A 16,865-nucleotide genomic window follows, 5' to 3' on the forward strand; every position below is an offset into this window, starting at 1 on the left:
CAGGGTCCTGCGGGCAAGCGAGGCGCGGGGGCCAGCGGAGGAGTCATGCGGCATGAGTCGGTGTCCGGGACACCGGCCGGGATGCATGAACCCCCAAGGACCCACTACCCCCTGTGGCATCTCCGGCCGGAGCGATACCGACTCTACGCGAGGATCCGGAGGGGCGGCACCGGAAGCCACCCCGCGCGTGAGCAAATCGCTGGCGGCCTAGAAGCCGGACATCTTCGAGAGGATCTCCTTCATGACCTCGGAAGTCCCACCGCCGATGGTGATGAGCCGGATGTCGCGCCAGGCCCGCGCGATGTGCGTCTCCTCGATGTAGCCCATGCCGCCGAAGAACTGCTGGACGTCGTAGGCCACCTTCTGCGCCAGGTCTCCCGCGAACAGCTTCGCCATGGAGATCTCCCGCACCGCGTTCTCCTTGCCGTTGAAGAGGTCCACCGCGTGGTACGTCAGCCGCTTGGCCGCCTCGATGGCCGCCATGTGCTCCACCAGCTTGTGCCTCCACACCTGGAAGCCCAGCAGCGGCTTGCCGAACGCCTGCCGCTCCTTCCCGTACGCGAGCGCGTCCTCAATCATCCGCTCCATCCCGCCCACCGCCGAGATGGCGCCCACCAGGCGCTCGCCCTGGAAGTTCGTCATGATGTGGTAGAAGCCCTCGTTCTCCTCGCCCAGCACGTAGCGGCGCGGAATCCGGCAGTCCTCGAAGTAGAGGATGGCCGTGTCCGAGGACAGGTTGCCCACCTTGTCGAGCTTCTTGGACACCGTGAAGCCCTTCACGTCCGTGGGGAACGTCACCAGCGAAATCCCCCCGTACCCCGGCCCGCCCGTGCGCACGCCCAGCGTGATGAAGTCCGCGCGCGTGCCATTCGTAATCCACATCTTCGAGCCGTTGATGACGTAGTCATCCCCGTCCCGGCGCGCCGTCGTCTGCATGTTCGCCACGTCCGAGCCCGCCCCCGGCTCGCTCACCCCCAGCGCGGCGATCTTCTCGCCCGCGAGCGCCGGAGCGAGGAACTCGCGCTTCTGCTCGTCCGTGCCGATCTCGTTGATGATCGGCGTGGCCATCTGGCTCTGCACCAGCAGCGCCATGTTCACGCCCGCGTTGCGGCTGCGCGTCAGCTCCTCGGTGAAGGCCGTCACGTACCAGTAGTCCAGCCCGCTGCCGCCGTACTTGGGGTCGTGGTTGATGCCGAAGAAGCCCAGCTCGCCGCACTTCTGGAACAGCTCCCGCGGGAAGATGCCCGCCCGGTCCCACTCCAGGGCATGCGGCGTCATCTCCTTCTCCACGAACGTACGCACCGTCTTGCGGAAGGCCTCATGCTCCTCGGTGAACGGGTTCAGCATGGTCGCTGTGGCTCCTCGGGGTGATTGATTGGGGAGTCAATAGTACAAGGGTCGTCCTCGCGGACAAGGACACTCATGACATCTGTCACCCTGGCGCTCCTCGCGCTGCTGTCGGCCGCTCCGGCCGCACGCCCCCCGGCCGAGGAGGTGCTCCGCACGCAGTGCCGCACCTGGGCCGCCGATCCGAAGAACCCCTGGGCGCTCGCCCATGGCATCGCCGCCGAGGGCCGCGCCTTCAAGGCCCGCGATGGCCGCCGCGCCGCGGACGTCATCGTCTCGGACTTCCTGCGCCGCGAGGGCCCCGACCTCCGCTTCGACGCCTTCGCCGCCGACGGCACGCCCGTGGAGCCCCACCCCAACCTCCTCGTGAAGACGCTGCTGCTCGCGGGCTACCCCGCTTCCCAGTCCTTCCGCGCGAGCGGGGGGCCCATCACCCTCGGTGCCCTCGTGGAGGACCTCAAGCGCGACTTCCGCCGCGACGCCGCCCTCTCGCCACACGGGGCCTGGACGCTCGATGCCCTCTCGCATGCCCTCCCCGCGGGCGCCACCTTCACCAACGGCGCCGCAGAGCGCATCCGCTTCGACGGGGTGATGGACGAGGCGCTCGCCCTGCTCGAGCGCGAGCACGCGGAGCTGATGGCCGGAATGAAGGCCGGGCTGCCCCAGGTGCCCAAGCGCAAGCAGGGCATCTACGCGCACCCCTGCGGCGGGCTGCACCTCTTCCAGGCCGTCGCCAGCCACGCGCGCCACCCCGCCGTGCGCAAGGCCTGGGGCCCCCGCCTCGACGCCCAGGTGGACGTCCTCGTCTACCGGCTGGGCTCCGAGTCGCGCCAGTACGATGCCGCCCTCACCTCCGCGCCGCCCGCCTACCGGCTCCCCGTGCTCGTACAGATGGTGAAGTTCTACGGCCACTTCCTCGAGACGCTCGGCCGCTACCGCGAGGAGACGGGCTGGACGCCCACCCCCGAGCAGGCCCGGGCCGTGGAACAGGCCCGCGCACTGCTCGATGGCGCGGTGCGTCGACTCGACGCGTCAGGCGCCTTCCGGGACATGGAGTCCGTGAAGACGGCCCAGTACCAGCTCTACCTGGACCTCATCGGCGATGCCTGCCACGCCGCTCACGGCCTGAGCTACTGGAGGAACCACCTCGGAGGTTGATACAACGGTCAACCATGTCCACCCCCCTTCGCCTCCTGGCCGCGAGTCTGGCCCTGATCGGGCTCACGCTCGCTGGCTGCAAGAAGGAGAGCTGCCTCGGCAATGATGAAGGATGCCGGGTCGCCAGCCCCTGCGAGAAGCTGAGCTACTCCTGTGAAGCCGCCTCCGGTTCGATGCTCGAGGTGCGCACCCTCACCCCCTCGGACAAGCGCGTGGGCAGCAATGCCCCCGGCGCCGGTCCCGACACCGTGCCCGGCGGCCTCAACGCGCTCGGCGCCCGCGGCGACATCCTCCTGGGCAACGACCGGGCGGTGGCTGTCATCGCCGGCCTCGGCAACACCAACCTCTTGGATCCCAACGGCGGCTCGCTGCTGGACCTGAGCGCCCGCGGCAAGAACAACGACGGCCTCAACCAGGTGCTCCAGGTGGTGGGCATCCTCCCCGGAGACGCCGCGCACTACACGTCGATGAAGATCATCGACGAGCGGCCCACCCGCGTGGCGGTGCAGCTCAGCGGCACGCTCGACGGCAAGCCCGAGTTCCCCATCCACACCATCTACGAGATGCGCCCGTGTGAGCCCGGCATCCGCGTACGCACCGAGGTCCTCAACACCTCCGTGGATCCGCAGCTGTGGGCCCTGGCGGACGGCTTCTACTGGAGCGGCCGCGAGGCGCTGCCCTTCACGCCCGCGGAGGGCTCGGGCTACCAGCACCCGTCCTTCAGCCTCCTGTCCATCGGTGACGCCTTCAAGAAGTTCCCGTACCTGACGGCCGCCATGGCCTCGGACCCGGCCGCCAGCTACGCCCACGTGGCGTGCGGCGAGGCGAACCTGCTCGAGGGCTTCCAGAGCGATCAGATCTCCTCCTCGGGCCTGCCGCGCACCGTGGTGCAGCCGCGCGACTACCTCGTCTTCGAGCGCTTCCTCGCCGTGTCCGAGCGCGGGGACGTGGCCGCCGCCGCGGACCTGGCCCTCGAGGCCCGGCAGAAGCTGCACGCCGAGAAGTACGTGACGCTCAGTGGCGTGGTGACCCGCAACGGGACGCCGCTCGCCTCGGGCCGCGAGGTCAGCGTCATCGTCAGCGAGGGCCAGCTCACCGCCGGCCCGGCCACCCGCGTGCCGTGGACCCAGGTGACGCCCGACAAGGAGGGCCGCTTCCAGGCCCGCGTGCCCGCCGGCCGCGACTACGTGGTGGAGCTGCACGCCTTCGGCCGCAAGGTGGCCGACCGGCAGCTCGACAAGGTGCAGGCGGACACGGACGTGGGCACGCTCGCCGTTTCCTCCCACTCCCGGCTCACCGTGAACGTGGTGGACTGGGTGTCCGGCATCGGCCTGGACGCCGAGGTCTTCCTCATCCCCGTGGACGCCACCACCCAGAAGGACACCGAGGGCACGCTGCACGGCCGCTTCGGCACCTGCGCGCCGTGGCTGGGTCCGCCCCCGGGCCCCTCGCCCGCGTGCAACCGCTTCCTCGTGCGCAACGGCACCGCCACCGTGGACGCCCCCGCGGGCCGCTTCCACCTCTATGCCTTCAAGGGCCCCTTCTGGACCATCGACCGGGAGACCGTGACGCTCGGCGCCGGGGACACCAAGGTGGACCTCGTCCTGCACAAGCTGGCGCTCCAGCCCCTGAACACCGTGGGCGCGGACCTGCACGTGCACGGCGCCGCCAGCTTCGACAGCTCCATCCCCGAGTATGATCGCGTGCTGTCCTTCGCCGCCACGGACCTGGACGTCATCGTCTCCACCGACCACGACGTCATCTACGACTACGGCCAGACGGTGCGCAGCCTCGGCCTGCAGGACAAGATGAGCGCCGTGGTGGGCCTGGAGACCACCGGCCACATCCTCTGGATGAAGCGCCCCGGCTCCACCCTGCCCCTGGTGGTGGGCCACTACAACTTCTGGCCGCTCGAGTACGACCCGACCAAGCCGCGCAACGGCGCCCCGGCGGACGAGCTCGTCGAGCCCGGTGAGCTGTTCGACCGCGTGAAGGAGAGCGCCCCGGCCGCCCTGCGCGACCAGCTCCTGGTGCAGCTCAACCACCCCTGGTCCGACGCCGAGTTCGGCCGCGACCTGGGCTACCCGCGCGCGCTCGCGATCGACACGACGAAGAACCTGCCCTCGCGCGATGACGGCACCAACGCCGGCATGTACGTGCGCACCCCCAAGGGCGGCTTCGCCAACAACGGCCAGAACGCCCAGGAGGTGATGAACGGCACGCAGAACGACATGCTGCTGCCCTACCGCGCCTTCTGGTTCTACACCCTCAACCAGGGCCAGTTCGCCGCGGGCACCGCCAACAGCGACTCGCACAGCCTCACCGACAACACCGTGGGCCTGCCGCGCAACATCGTCTACACCAGCGCCAGGCCGGGCACCTCGTTCAACACCGCCGACTTCAACAGGGCCCTCAAGGCCGGTGAGTCCTTCGGCACCAACGGCCCCGTCATCGAGGCCACCGTGGAGTCCCCCGGTGTGAAGCGCAGCTTCGGCTTCTCCCCCTTCTCCCCCGCGGCCGACGCGAAGCTCCACCTCAAGGTCTCCGCCGCCCCCTGGGTGCCCGTGGACGAGGTGCGCATCGTCGTCAACGGCACCGTCGTGAAGACGCTCAGCGGCGCGGAGCTCAAGCCCCCGGCGAAGGATCCGCTCGATCCGGCGGCGGTCGCCGATCTCGTGCGCTACGACGGCAGCCTCGCGCTGTCCGAGCTGCTCACCGGCGTGAGCGGCGATGCGTGGGTGGTGGTGGAGGCGGGCGCCCGCCTGCCGCTCGCCGCAGACTTCGGCGGCCCCGGTGGCGACAAGCCGGATGGCATCCCCGACACGGGTGACAACAACGGGGATGGCAAGGTGGACCGCGCCGACATCGCCGAGGGCGCCAGCTACGGCCCGCTGCGCACCCCCACCCCGCCCACCAGCGAGGCGGATCCGCAGTTCCACTTCTCGCAGGTGGTCACCGGCGGCTACCCCATGTCCTTCACCAACCCCTTCCTCCTCGACCGGAACGGCAACGGACGCTTCGATGCCCCCGGCGTGGCCGCCCAGTGAATCGAGGGCACACCGTGAACCTGTCCCGACTGCTCTCCGCACTCGCCGTCCTGCTGCTGCTGCCCGCCACCGCTCGCGCGGAGGGAGGGTGTGAGCAGTGGATTGCCCCCGCGCTCGCCGAGGGCCCCATCACCTTCGGCTTCCAGTCCGCCGATGTCGCCACCGGCCGCCGCGCCTGCCCCCGCACCGAGGTGGGCTTCGGCGTCCAGGGAGGCGCCATCATCGAGACGGCGAACTTCTACGGCGCCGTCACTGGGGCCGGCCTCCTGTCCGGCAGCTACGCCGTGCGCCCGGACCTGGAGGTGTTCGCCACGCTGGAGGCCCCGCGCTTCCAGTTCGTCCAGAACGCCACCCTCACCGGCACCACCCTGCACCTGGGACAGCTCACCGTCGGCGGCACCTATATGGCGCTGACGCGCGGGCCCTTCGTGCTCTCCCCCAGCGTGCGGCTGCAGCTGCCCACGTCCTTCGCCAGCCCGAGGACGCGCACGCTCGGCGCCGAGGTGGGCGCCGCCATGCTGTACCGGCCCACGAACCGCTTCGAGGTGCACGGCTACGCGGGCGTGGACGCGGACATGGGCCTGGGGGCCGCGGCCGCGCTGCCCCGCGCCGGCTTCCTGATGAACGTGGGCACCGAGTACGCGCTGTGCAGCGGCTTCGCCGCCGTGCTGGATGCCAACGTGCACTTCGGCCACCGGGCCGTGCTCGACTACGTGGCGCCGGCCATCGGGCTGCGCTTCCGCGCGGGCGAGCACTTCGGCGCGGAGCTGGGCGCGAGCCTGCCCCTGCTGGGTGCCGAGCGCGCCCTCGCCATTGGCGGGCTGAAGCTCACCTACCGGATGTAGTGCTTCGCCGGAGGCCGGGCGCCCCACCGAGGGCACGCCCGGCCTCCTTGCTTCGCGGAGCCCGCGCAGCCTGGACACGTCCAGGACATGACCACGCCAGTCCCGGCACACCTCCAGGCGGGCAGCGCCCCCGCCCGCTCCAGGCGGAATTCCCGTGACGGGCCCCGTGTCAGTGCGGCCAACTGCACCATGCCGCCGATCCCCGCCGCCCGCCCTCGTGCTCCCCTCGCCCGGTCGACGCTCATCAAGATGGGCGCGCGCATCGCGGTCGTCATCGCCCTGACGACCTTCTTCAGCTACCTCCACATGCACCACACGCTGCGCACCGAGGCGCTCGCGCAGCTGGAGCAGCATGTCGCGGAGCGCAGCCAGCGTGAGCAGGCCATCTTCGTGCTGGCCGAGGACAACCACGCCGTGCTGCGCAAGGCCCTGGAGGAGCGCATCCGGACCCTGAGCCCGGAGGACGTGAACGCGCGCTTCGACCGCCTGTTCGCGCAGCTGCCCGACGGCACGGTCCGCAGCCGGCCCGAGGGCTTCGATGGCACGAAGGACGTGGGGGTCTTCGTCCCCCGCGGCGTCAACGTGGACCTGGACATGCGCCGCCGGCTGCTGGCCTCGTATGACGTGCTCACCTGGTACGGGCCCGCCTTCCACGTCCGCTTCACGGACACCTTCGTCACGCTGCCCGAGGGGCCGATCATCATCTACTGGCCCGAGCACTCCACCTGGGTCCATGACGCCGCGCCCGACTTCATGGTCCCCCAACAGCCGTTCTTCTCCACCAGCCTGCGCGAGAACAACCCGGAGCGGCGGACGCTCTGGTCCGAGGTCTATACGGATGAGGTCAGCGGGAGCTCGATGACCTCGTCCACCACGCCCCTGGACCTCGAGGGCCGGCATGTCGCGTCGATCAGCCAGGACGTGCTCCTGGAGGAGTTGCAGGCCCGCACCCTCAATGAGCGCCTGCCCGGCGCCTACAACGTCATCATCCGCGAGGACGGCACGCTCATCGTCCATCCCGGCATGGCGATGAAGGAGGGCGTCGCGCAGCCCGGCTCCGTGGTCGAGGAGGACCACCTGCGGAGCATCGTCGAGCGGGTGAAGAACCGTCCGCACGGGCAGGCCGTGGTGGAGCTGCCGGGGCATGGCGAGTACCTCGCCGTGGCCCGGCTCCAGGGCCCCGGCTGGAGCTTCGTCACGGTGCTCCCCGAGAGCGTGGTGGCGAAGCCCGCCCTCGCGGCCGCCCGCTACGTGCTGCTGCTCGGCCTGGTGTCGCTCGTCCTGGAGCTGGCCATCATGGCCTGGGTGCTCAAACACCAGATCACCCAGCCACTGCTGGCCTTCACCCAGGCCACCGACCGCATCGCCGCCGGGGACTTCCACGTGGAGCTGGACACCACGCGCAACGACGAGCTGGGGCAGCTCGCCCGCTCCTTCCGGCACATGGCCGACGAGGTGCAACGCCGCGAGCACGCCCTGCGCGAGGCCAACGAGGGCCTGGAGCAGCGTGTGGAGGAGCGCACCCGCGAGCTCAAGAACGTGCACCTGCAACTGGTGCAGTCAGCGCGGCGCGCGGGCATGGCGGAGATCGCCACCAACGTGCTGCACAACGTGGGCAACGTGCTCAACAGCGTCTACACCTCCGCCCAGCTCGCCAAGGAGCGGATGACGAACATGCGCCTGGAGCACGTGAGCCGTGTGGCCAGCCTCCTCCAGGAGCACCAGGACAGCGCCGGCACCTTCCTCTCCCAGGACGAGCGCGGCAAGAACGTCGTGCCCTTCCTCGACAAGCTCGGCCGCAACCTGCTCGAGGAGCGCAAGGAGATTGCCACGCTGCTGGACGATGTCGGCCGCTACACCGAGCACGTGGGCGACATCGTGAAGGTGCAGCAGAACTACGCCCGCACACCCCGTCTGCAGGAGGCCGTGCACCTGGAGGGGCTGGTGGAGGACGCGCTGCGCATCAACGCCGCCGGGCTCACCCGCCACCAGGTGAAGGTGGTGCGCCAGTTCGCGGAGCTGCCCGCCGTGCTCACCGACAAGCACAAGGCACTGATGATCCTGGTCAACCTGGTGAGCAACGCCAAGTACGCCATGGACGGGGTGCCCGTGACCGAGCGGCTCCTCACCGTGAAGCTGGAGCGCACCGCTGGCGAGCAGGTCCGCATCCAGGTGCACGACAACGGCATGGGCATCGCCCCGGAGATGCTCACCCGCATCTTCCAGTACGGCTTCACCACCCGCGAGGAGGGCCATGGCTTCGGCCTGCACTCCAGCGCCCTGGCGGCCCAGGAGATGGGCGGCTCCCTCACCGTGCACAGCGAGGGGCCGGGACACGGCGCCACCTTCACCCTGGAGCTCCCCTACCTCGCGGCCCAACAGGCAGCGTGAGGGGCGGCCTCGCCGGGAGGGGCGAGGTTTGTGGTGCAAGGAGGGGGCAAAAATTTTACACTCCTGTCACCTGTCGGAAACAAGACACTCCCTGGATTTCCGGCGCCCTCCCCCTTGAGCGCGGCTCTGCCATCCCCGAACCCCCCCGAAGCCACCCCGGATGAGGTCCGCCCCCCCGGGAACCTCCCGCGGCCGCCCGCGCGCCCTCGGGCACCGCTGGCCCGCTCGACGCTCCTCAAGATGGGGGTGCGCATCGCGGTGGTCATCACCCTGAGCACCCTCTTCAGCTACCTGCACATCCTCGAGACCCTGCGCACCGAGGCGCTCGTCCGGCTGGAGCGCTACGTGGTGGAGTACAGCCAGCGCGAGCAGGCCGTCTTCGTGCTGGCCGAGGACAACCACGCCGTGCTGCGCAAGGCCCTGGCGGAGCGCCTCCAGGCCCTGAGCCCCGAGGACGTGAGCGCCCGCTTCGACACCCTGTTCGCGCGGCTGCCCGACGGCTCCGTCCGCAACCGTCCCGAGGGCTTCGACGGCACGAAGCTGCCCGGCGTCTTCATCCCCCGGAGCGCGAACGTCGACGCGGACCTGCGCCGCCGGGTGCTGGCTTCTTACGACGTGCTCACCTGGCTCGGGCCCGCCTTCTCCACGCGCTTCACGAACACCTACGTCACGCTGCCCGAAGGGGCCCTCATCATCTACTGGCCCGAGCGCCCCACCTGGTGCCAGGAGGCCGAGCCCGACTTCTCGATGGTCGAGTTCGACTTCTTCCCCATCAGCCGCCCGGAGAACAACCCGGGGCGCGAGACGGCCTGGACCGGAGTCTTCGTGGATCCGGTAGCCAACAGCGCCCTGGTCTCGGTCTCCACGCCGCTGGACGTGGACGGACGCCACGTCGCGACGCTCAGCCACGACGTGCTCCTCGAGGCGCTGGTGGCCCGCACCCGCGACAACCACCTGCCCGGGGCCAGCAACGTGCTCTTCCGCGACGACGGGCAGCTCATCGCCCATCCCGGGCTGACGGCGAAAGACGCCACCGGCGTCTACAACATCCTGGACGGCTCCAAGCAGGCACAGCCCGGGGGGGCCCCCGCGCCGTTTGGCTCCGCGGAGCAGCAGGGCCACCTGCGTGACATCTTCGAGCGCGTGAAGAACCTGCCGCCCGGGCAGGCCGTGGTGGAGCTGCCGGAGCATGGCGAGTACCTCGCCAGCGCCCGCCTCCAGGGCCCCGGGTGGAACGTGGTCACGGTGCTCCCCGAGAGCATGGTGGCGAAGCCCGCCCTCGCGGCCGCCCGCTACGTGCTGCTGCTCGGCCTCGTGTCGCTCTTCCTGGAGCTGGTCATCATGGCCTGGGTGCTCCGGCGGCACATCACCCGCCCCCTGCTGGCCTTCACCCAGGCCACCGGCCGCGTCGCCTCCGGGGACTTCCACGTGGAGCTGGACACCGCGCGCAACGACGAGCTGGGACAGCTCGCCCGCTCCTTCCGGCTCATGGCCGACGAGGTGCAACGCCGCGAGCACGCCCTGCGCGAGGCCAACGAGGGCCTGGAGCAGCGCGTCGAGGAGCGCACCCGCGAGCTCAAGAACGTGCACCTGCAACTGGTGCAGTCAGCGCGGCGCGCGGGCATGGCGGAGATCGCCACCAACGTGCTGCACAACGTGGGCAACGTGCTCAACAGCGTCTACACCTCGGCCCAGCTCGCCAAGGAGCGCATGGCCGCCATGCGCCTGGAACAGGTGGGCCGCGTGGCCAACCTCCTCCAGGAGCGCAAGTCCGATGCCGGCACCTTCCTCTCCCAGGACGAGCGCGGCAAGAACGTCGTGCCCTTCCTCGACAAGCTGGGCCAGCACCTGCTCGAGGAGCGCAAGGAGATTGCCACGCTGCTGGACGATGTCGGCCGCTACACCGAGCACGTGGGCGACATCGTGAAGGTGCAGCAGAACTACGCGCGCACACCCCGGCTGCAGGAACCCGTACACCTGCAGGGGCTGCTGGAGGACGCGCTGCGCATCAACGCCGCCGGGCTCACCCGCCACCAGGTGAAGGTGGTGCGTCAGTTCGCGGAGCTGCCCCCGGTGCTCACCGACAAGCACAAGGCACTGATGATCCTGGTCAACCTGGTGAGCAACGCCAAGTACGCCATGGACGGGGTGCCCGTGGCCGAACGGCTCCTCACCGTGTCCATGGAACAGGCCCCCCACGGACAGGTCCGCATCCAGGTGCACGACAACGGCATGGGCATCGCCCCGGAGATGCTTACCCGCATCTTCCAGTACGGCTTCACCACCCGCGAGGAGGGGCACGGCTTCGGCCTGCACTCCAGCGCCCTGGCGGCCCAGGAGATGGGCGGCTCCCTCACCGTGCACAGCGAGGGGCCGGGACGCGGCGCCACCTTCACCCTGGAACTTCCCCATCTACCGGCGGAGACAGCATGAGCCTTCCCACGGACAAGAGACGGATTCTCATCATCGATGATTCCGAGGCCATCCACACCGACTTCCGGCGGATCCTCAACCCCGAGCAGCGCCGCGGCCGGGATGACCTCGACCTGCTGGAGGAGGCCCTCTTCGGACCGACCCCCTCCCGCGCCAATACCGCCGCCGAGCCGGAGTTCGAAGTGGACTCGGCCTTCCAGGGGCAGGAAGGCGTGGCCAAGGTGCGCGAGGCCCTGGCGACGGGCCGTCCCTATACCCTGGTGTTCCTCGACTACCGGATGCCTCCCGGCTGGAACGGCGCCGAGACGCTCCGGCGGCTGCGCGAGTTCGCGCCCACGCTGAACGTGGTGCTCTGCTCGGCCTACTCCGACTACTCGTGGACGGAGATCTTCCAGGAGTTCGGCGAGCACCAGACGCTGCGCGAGCTGCGCAAGCCCTTCAACGGCCAGGAAGTGCGCCAGCTCGCGCTCTCCCTCAGCGCGCCGAAGGAGACCGCTTCCAAGGGGTGAGCGGGGCTCCCACCTGGAACCCAGGGGCCACCCTGGCGAGCCTCCGCCTCGGGGGGCGAGGCGGAATTCCCGTCACGGCTCTGCTGTCCCATGCGTCACAGCCGACCTCTGATGGAACGTGCTTCAGACATGCCGGCGGAATGACCGGAATGCGCACGGTTCCCTGGCCGGCAGGTCGCCATGCAGCCATCCGCCCGCCCTCGCGCTCCCCTGGCCCGTTCCACGCTCATCCACATGGGCGTGCGCATCGCGGTCATCATCGCGCTGACGACGCTCCTGAGCTACCTGCACATGTTCCACACGCTGCGCACCGAGGCCCTCGCGCAGCTGGAGCAACATGTCACCGAGCGCGGCCAACGCGAGCAGGCCGTCTTCGTGCTGGCCGAGGACAACCACACCGTCCTCAAGAAGGCCCTGGCGGCGCACCTCCAGTCGCTGAGCCCGGAGGACGTGAGCGCGCGCTTCGACCGCCTGTTCGTGCACCTGCCGGATGGCACCGTCCGCAACCGCCCCGAGGGCTTCGATGGCACGAGGATGCCGGGCGTCTTCGTCCCCCGCGGCGTGAACGTGGACGCGGACGTGCGCCGGAGGATCCTGGCCTCGTACGACGTGCTCACCTGGTACGGACCCGCCTTCTCCACGCGCTTCACGGACACCTTCATCACGCTGCCGGAAGGGCCGAACATCGTCTACTGGCCCGAGCGCCCCACCTATTGCCAGGACGCCAGTCCCACTGAATCCGTCATCGCCCAGGAGTTCTTCCCCCTCACGCGCCCGGAGAGCAACCCGGAGCGCAGGACGGCCTGGACGGGCGCCTACCTGGAGCCGATCAGCCACAAGTCGCTGACCACGGTCTCCACGCCGCTGGACGTGGACGGACGCCACGTCGCGACGATCAGCCATGACGTGCTCCTCGAGGAGCTCGTGACCCGCACCCTCAATGAGCGCCTGCCCGGCGCGTACAACATGCTCTTCCGCCAGGACGGGGAAGTCATCGCGTATCCCGACATGGCGAGCGTGGACCCGCGGCACGGCGGCACATGGCGGGCCCACCTGCGCGGCATCTCGGAGCAGGTGAAGAACCTGCCCCCCGGCAAGAGCGTGCTGGAGGTGCCGGAGTATGGCGAGTACCTCGCCATGGCCCGGCTCCAGGGCCCCGGCTGGAGCTTCGTCACGGTGCTCCCCGAGCGCATGGTGACGAAGCCCGCCCTCGCGGCCGCCCGCTACGTGCTGCTGCTCGGCCTGATGTCCCTCTTCCTGGAGCTGGCCATCATGGCCTGGGTGCTCCGGCGGCAGATCACCCGCCCGCTGCTGACCTTCACCGAGGCCACCGGCCGCGTCACCTCGGGGGACTTCCACGTGGGGCTGGACACCACGCGCAACGACGAGCTGGGACAGCTCGCCCGCTCCTTCCGGCTCATGGCCGACGAGGTGCAGCGCCGTGAGCAGGCCCTGCGCGAGGCCAACGAGGGCCTGGAGCAGCGCGTCGAGGAGCGCACCCGCGAGCTCAAGGACGTCCATGCCCAGCTGGTGCAGTCAGCCCGGCGCGCGGGCATGGCGGAGATCGCCACCAACGTGCTGCACAACGTGGGCAACGTGCTCAACAGCGTCTACACCTCGGCTCAGCTCGCCAAGGAGCGCATGGCCGGCATGCGCCTGGAGCACGTGAGCCGTGTGGCCAACCTCCTCCAGGAGCACCAGTCCGACGCCGGCACCTTCCTCTCCCAGGACGAGCGCGGGAAGAACGTCGTGCCCTTCCTCGACAAGCTCGGCCGCAACCTGCTCAACGAGCGCCAGGAGATCGTCACCTACCTGGACGACGTGGGCCGCTACACCGAGCACATCGGCGACATCGTGAAGGTGCAGCAGAACTACGCGCGCACGCCCCGGCTGCAGGAGCCCGTGCACCTTGCGGGGCTGGTGGAGGACGCGCTGCGCATCAACGCCGCCGGGCTCACCCGCCACCAGGTGAAGGTGGCGCGCCACCTGGCGGAGCTGCCCTCCTTGCTCACCGACAAGCACAAGACGTTGATGATCCTGATCAACCTGGTGAGCAACGCCAAGTACGCCATGGACGGGGTGCCCGTGGCCGAGCGGCTCCTCACCGTGAAGCTGGAGCGCAACGCCCACGAACTGGTGCGCATCCAAGTTCATGACAACGGCATGGGCATCGCCCCGGAGATGCTCACCCGCATCTTCCAGTACGGCTTCACCACCCGCGAGGAGGGGCACGGCTTCGGCCTGCACTCCAGCGCCCTCGCGGCCCAGGAGCTGGGAGGCTCGCTCACCGTGCACAGCGACGGGCCGGGACGCGGCGCCACCTTCACGCTGGAACTTCCCTATCTACCCGTCCAAGAGGTTGCATGAGCCAGTGCGCGAGCAAGAAGCGAGTCCTCGTCATCGATGATTCCGAGGCCATCCACACCGACTTCCGGCGGATCCTCAATCCCGAGCAACGCCGAGCCCAGGATGACCTCGACATGCTGGAAGAGGCCCTCTTCGGCCCGGCGCCCGCCCGTGCCCCGGCTCCCGTGGATCCAGAGTTCGAGGTGGACTCGGCCTTCCAGGGGCAGGAAGGCGTGGCCAAGGTGCGTGACGCCCTCGTGACGGGCCGCCCCTACGCGTTGGTGTTCCTCGACTACCGGATGCCTCCGGGATGGAACGGCGCCGAGACCCTCCGGCGCATGCGTTCGGTGGCGCCCGAGCTGCGCGTGGTGCTCTGCTCGGCCTACTCCGATTATTCGTGGGCGGAGCTGCTCCAGGAGTTCAGCGATCTCCAGTTGCTGAAGGAGCTGCGCAAGCCCTTCAATGGCCAAGAGGTGCGCCAGCTCGCGCTCACCCTCACCTGAGCCCGCGCCACCACGGACCGCTCATCGTCCAGGTGGCGTGAGCCAGTAGCGCTGGCGCTGGAAGGGATAGGTGGGCAGGGCCACCCGGCTGCGCTTGTAGGGCGCGTCGAAGGCCGCCCAGTCCACCTCCACCCCCTTCACGTACAGCGCGCCCAGCGTCTTCAACAGCCGCGGCCACTCCGCTTCGCCCGGGTGCAGGGGGAGCGTCTCGGTGCCCTCCAGCGTGCCCTCCGCCTTGCGCACCAGCGGCACCTTGCCCACCGCCTGCCGCAGGCCCTCCTCCAGGCCCAGCACTCCCGAGTCCACCGCCGCCACGTACTCGCCCACGCCCTGCCCCACGGACAACCGGGGCACCACCCCCCAGGCCCGCCACAGCCGCGCCAGCGCCCACTCCAGCGCGAACACCGCGGCCCGGCCGTACGGATCCTCCTTCAACAGCGCGGAGTCCTCGCCGTACAGCACCTGCGCCAGGGGCTTCTCCAGCGTGCCCTTCAAGGCCGCCGCGCACTGCTCCAGCGCCTCACGGAAGACAGGCTGCGTCTCGTACAGCGCCCGGCCCATGTTCGCGGGCCACGCCCCTTCCCCACCGAAAACGAACGCCACCCTCGGTGCCACCGTGACCGGGCCTCCCGACACCAGGCCCCGCGGCTCGCGTCCCGCCTCCGCCGCCAGGAGACTCTCGCGCACCTGCGAGGCGTCTCCGCCCACCACCGCCAGCCGGTGCTCGAAGTGCGCGCGTCCCGCCGCCGCCGTGAAGCACACGTCTCCCAGCTCCGTGCCGAGCTCCGCCAGCACCTGGGCGTAACGGCCCGCCTGCGCTCGCAGCGCCTCCGCGTTGCGCGCCGACAGCACCAGCACGTGCTCCGGCCGCTCCACCTCCCGCTTCACCTCGGGCCTCGCGGGCGCCTCCTCCAGCACCACGTGCGCCAGCGTCCCCGTGCGCCCGTAGGACGTCACGCCCGCGATGCGCCGGCCCTGCGTCGGCTCCCACGCCGTCAGCTCCACCGGCACCTTCACCCCCATGGACTTCCAGTCGATGTGCGGGTTGGGGTTCTTCAGGTGCAGGTGCGCCGGCAATTGTCTCGCCCGCATCGCCAGCACCACCTTCATCATCCCCACCACCCCCGAGGCCGCCTCCGGATAGCCCAGGTTCGTCTTCACCGAGCCCAGCCACAGCGACTCCCCGCCCTGGCGCCCTTCCTTCAGCACCGCCCACATCGCCTCCGCCTCGATGGGGTCTCCCATCGCCGTCCCCGTGCCGTGCGCCTCCAGGTAGCTCACCTCGGCGGGCTTCACTCCCGCGGTCTCCAGCGCATGGCGGATGACCGCCTGCTGCGCCACGCCGTTCGGCACCGTGAACGAGCTGCTCGGGCCGTCATGCCCCACCGCCGAGCCCCGAATGACCGCGAGGATGTTGGCGCCCCTCGCCTGAGCATCCGACAGCCGCTCCAGCACCAGCACGCCACAGGCCTCGGCACGGCTGTACCCGTCCGCCGAGGCATCGAAGGTCTTGCACCGCCCATCCGGCGCCAGCGCCCCGCTGCACGAGAGGTACACGCTCGCCTCCGGCGAGAGAATCAGGTTCACCCCCGCCGCCAGCGCCATCGTGCACTCGCCATTGCGCAGGCTCTGGCAGGCCAGGTGCACCCCCACCAGCGACGACGCGCACGCCGTGTCCACCACCAGGCTCGGTCCCTGGAAGCCGAACAGGTACGACAGCCGCCCGGAGATGGCGCAGTTGGCCCGCGCGCCGATGAAGTAGGGATCGATCGCCGCCAGTCCCCCCTCGTTCAGCGCGAGCTGCCCGTAGTCGTTGTTCATCACCCCCACGAACACGCCCACCCGCTCCCTCCGGGTCCGGTCCACCGCGTGCCCGGCCCGCTCCAGCGCCTCCCAGGCCACCTCCAGCACCAGCCGCTGCTGCGGATCCATGCTCTCCGCTTCACGCTGCGAAATGCCGAAGAAGCGCGCGTCGAACCGGTCCACCTCCTTCAGGAAGCCCCCGCGCTTCGATCGGATCTTCCCCTTCGCCTGGGGATCCGGATCGTACAGGGCGTCGGCGTCCCAGCGGTCCGGTGGCAGCTCGCTGGTGGCGTCCACGCCCTTCACCAGCAGGTCCCAGAAGCCCTCCGGGCCCTCCACGCCTCCCGGCAGCCGGCACGCCATCCCGACGATGGCGATCGGCTCACGGCGCGCGGCCTCGGCCTGCTCCAGCCGGGCCTCCAGCTTGCGGATCTTCACCAACTGCTGCTGCAGCAACTGGCGGTAGTTGATCTCCTCGGACAT

Annotated in this window: 11 protein-coding genes; 8 read left to right on the forward strand and 3 right to left on the reverse strand. The window is 70.0% G+C overall.

Annotated features, from left to right (window positions below):
• Nucleotides 1-207: 207 nt before the first annotated feature.
• Nucleotides 208-1,347 carry an acyl-CoA dehydrogenase family protein gene (locus tag NR798_RS30245; protein ID WP_375765984.1) on the reverse strand — a complete coding sequence of 380 codons (1,140 nt, stop codon included), beginning with the start codon at nucleotides 1,345-1,347 and terminating at the stop codon, nucleotides 208-210.
• A 75-nt stretch (nucleotides 1,348-1,422) separates the two neighbouring features.
• On the opposite strand from NR798_RS30245, the gene NR798_RS30250 reads away from it, so the two are divergent.
• The 4 genes from NR798_RS30250 (at nucleotide 1,423) to NR798_RS30265 (ending at nucleotide 8,788) form a co-directional block, all read left to right on the forward strand.
• Nucleotides 1,423-2,505, forward strand: coding sequence for a hypothetical protein (locus NR798_RS30250; protein WP_375765985.1), 1,083 nt, complete (start codon nucleotides 1,423-1,425; stop codon nucleotides 2,503-2,505).
• Nucleotides 2,506-2,519: 14 nt separating this feature from the next.
• Nucleotides 2,520-5,552 (forward strand): CehA/McbA family metallohydrolase, encoded by a 3,033-nt coding sequence (locus NR798_RS30255; RefSeq protein WP_375765986.1) that lies wholly within the window; start codon nucleotides 2,520-2,522, stop codon nucleotides 5,550-5,552.
• A gap of 14 nt (nucleotides 5,553-5,566) precedes the next feature.
• The gene (locus NR798_RS30260) at nucleotides 5,567-6,397 is read left to right on the forward strand and encodes a hypothetical protein (RefSeq protein ID WP_375765987.1); all 831 of its coding nucleotides are present in this window, start codon (nucleotides 5,567-5,569) and stop codon (nucleotides 6,395-6,397) included.
• Between the two features lie 189 nt (nucleotides 6,398-6,586).
• Nucleotides 6,587-8,788: an ATP-binding protein gene (locus tag NR798_RS30265; protein WP_375765988.1), complete on the forward strand. Its 2,202-nt coding sequence runs from the start codon at nucleotides 6,587-6,589 to the stop codon at nucleotides 8,786-8,788.
• A gap of 341 nt (nucleotides 8,789-9,129) precedes the next feature.
• Here NR798_RS30265 and NR798_RS30270 read toward each other — a convergent pair whose 3' ends face one another.
• Complete coding sequence (locus NR798_RS30270) at nucleotides 9,130-9,345, reverse strand: hypothetical protein (protein WP_375765989.1); 216 nt, start codon at nucleotides 9,343-9,345, stop codon at nucleotides 9,130-9,132.
• A gap of 40 nt (nucleotides 9,346-9,385) precedes the next feature.
• On the opposite strand from NR798_RS30270, the gene NR798_RS30275 reads away from it, so the two are divergent.
• The 4 genes from NR798_RS30275 to NR798_RS30290 all read left to right on the forward strand — a co-directional run bounded on the left by NR798_RS30275 (nucleotide 9,386) and on the right by NR798_RS30290 (nucleotide 14,579).
• On the forward strand, nucleotides 9,386-11,221 hold the full coding sequence (locus NR798_RS30275; RefSeq protein WP_375765990.1) for an ATP-binding protein: 1,836 nt from the start codon (nucleotides 9,386-9,388) through the stop codon (nucleotides 11,219-11,221).
• Nucleotides 11,218-11,730, forward strand: a complete 513-nt coding sequence (locus NR798_RS30280) for a response regulator (RefSeq protein WP_375765991.1) — start codon at nucleotides 11,218-11,220, stop codon at nucleotides 11,728-11,730. The genes NR798_RS30275 and NR798_RS30280 overlap by 4 nt, the downstream gene beginning before the upstream one ends.
• Before the next feature lie 180 nt (nucleotides 11,731-11,910).
• On the forward strand, nucleotides 11,911-14,097 hold the full coding sequence (locus NR798_RS30285) for an ATP-binding protein (RefSeq protein WP_375765992.1): 2,187 nt from the start codon (nucleotides 11,911-11,913) through the stop codon (nucleotides 14,095-14,097).
• On the forward strand, nucleotides 14,094-14,579 hold the full coding sequence (locus NR798_RS30290; protein WP_375765993.1) for a response regulator: 486 nt from the start codon (nucleotides 14,094-14,096) through the stop codon (nucleotides 14,577-14,579). Before NR798_RS30285 ends, NR798_RS30290 begins: the two co-directional genes overlap by 4 nt.
• Before the next feature lie 21 nt (nucleotides 14,580-14,600).
• On the opposite strand, the gene NR798_RS30295 is transcribed toward NR798_RS30290, so the two are convergent.
• Entirely contained in the window at nucleotides 14,601-16,865 is a 2,265-nt protein-coding gene (locus NR798_RS30295; RefSeq protein ID WP_375765994.1) for a type I polyketide synthase, read from the reverse strand.

The organism is Archangium gephyra, from assembly GCF_042230915.1.
Taxonomy (GTDB): domain Bacteria; phylum Myxococcota; class Myxococcia; order Myxococcales; family Myxococcaceae; genus Archangium; species Archangium gephyra_B.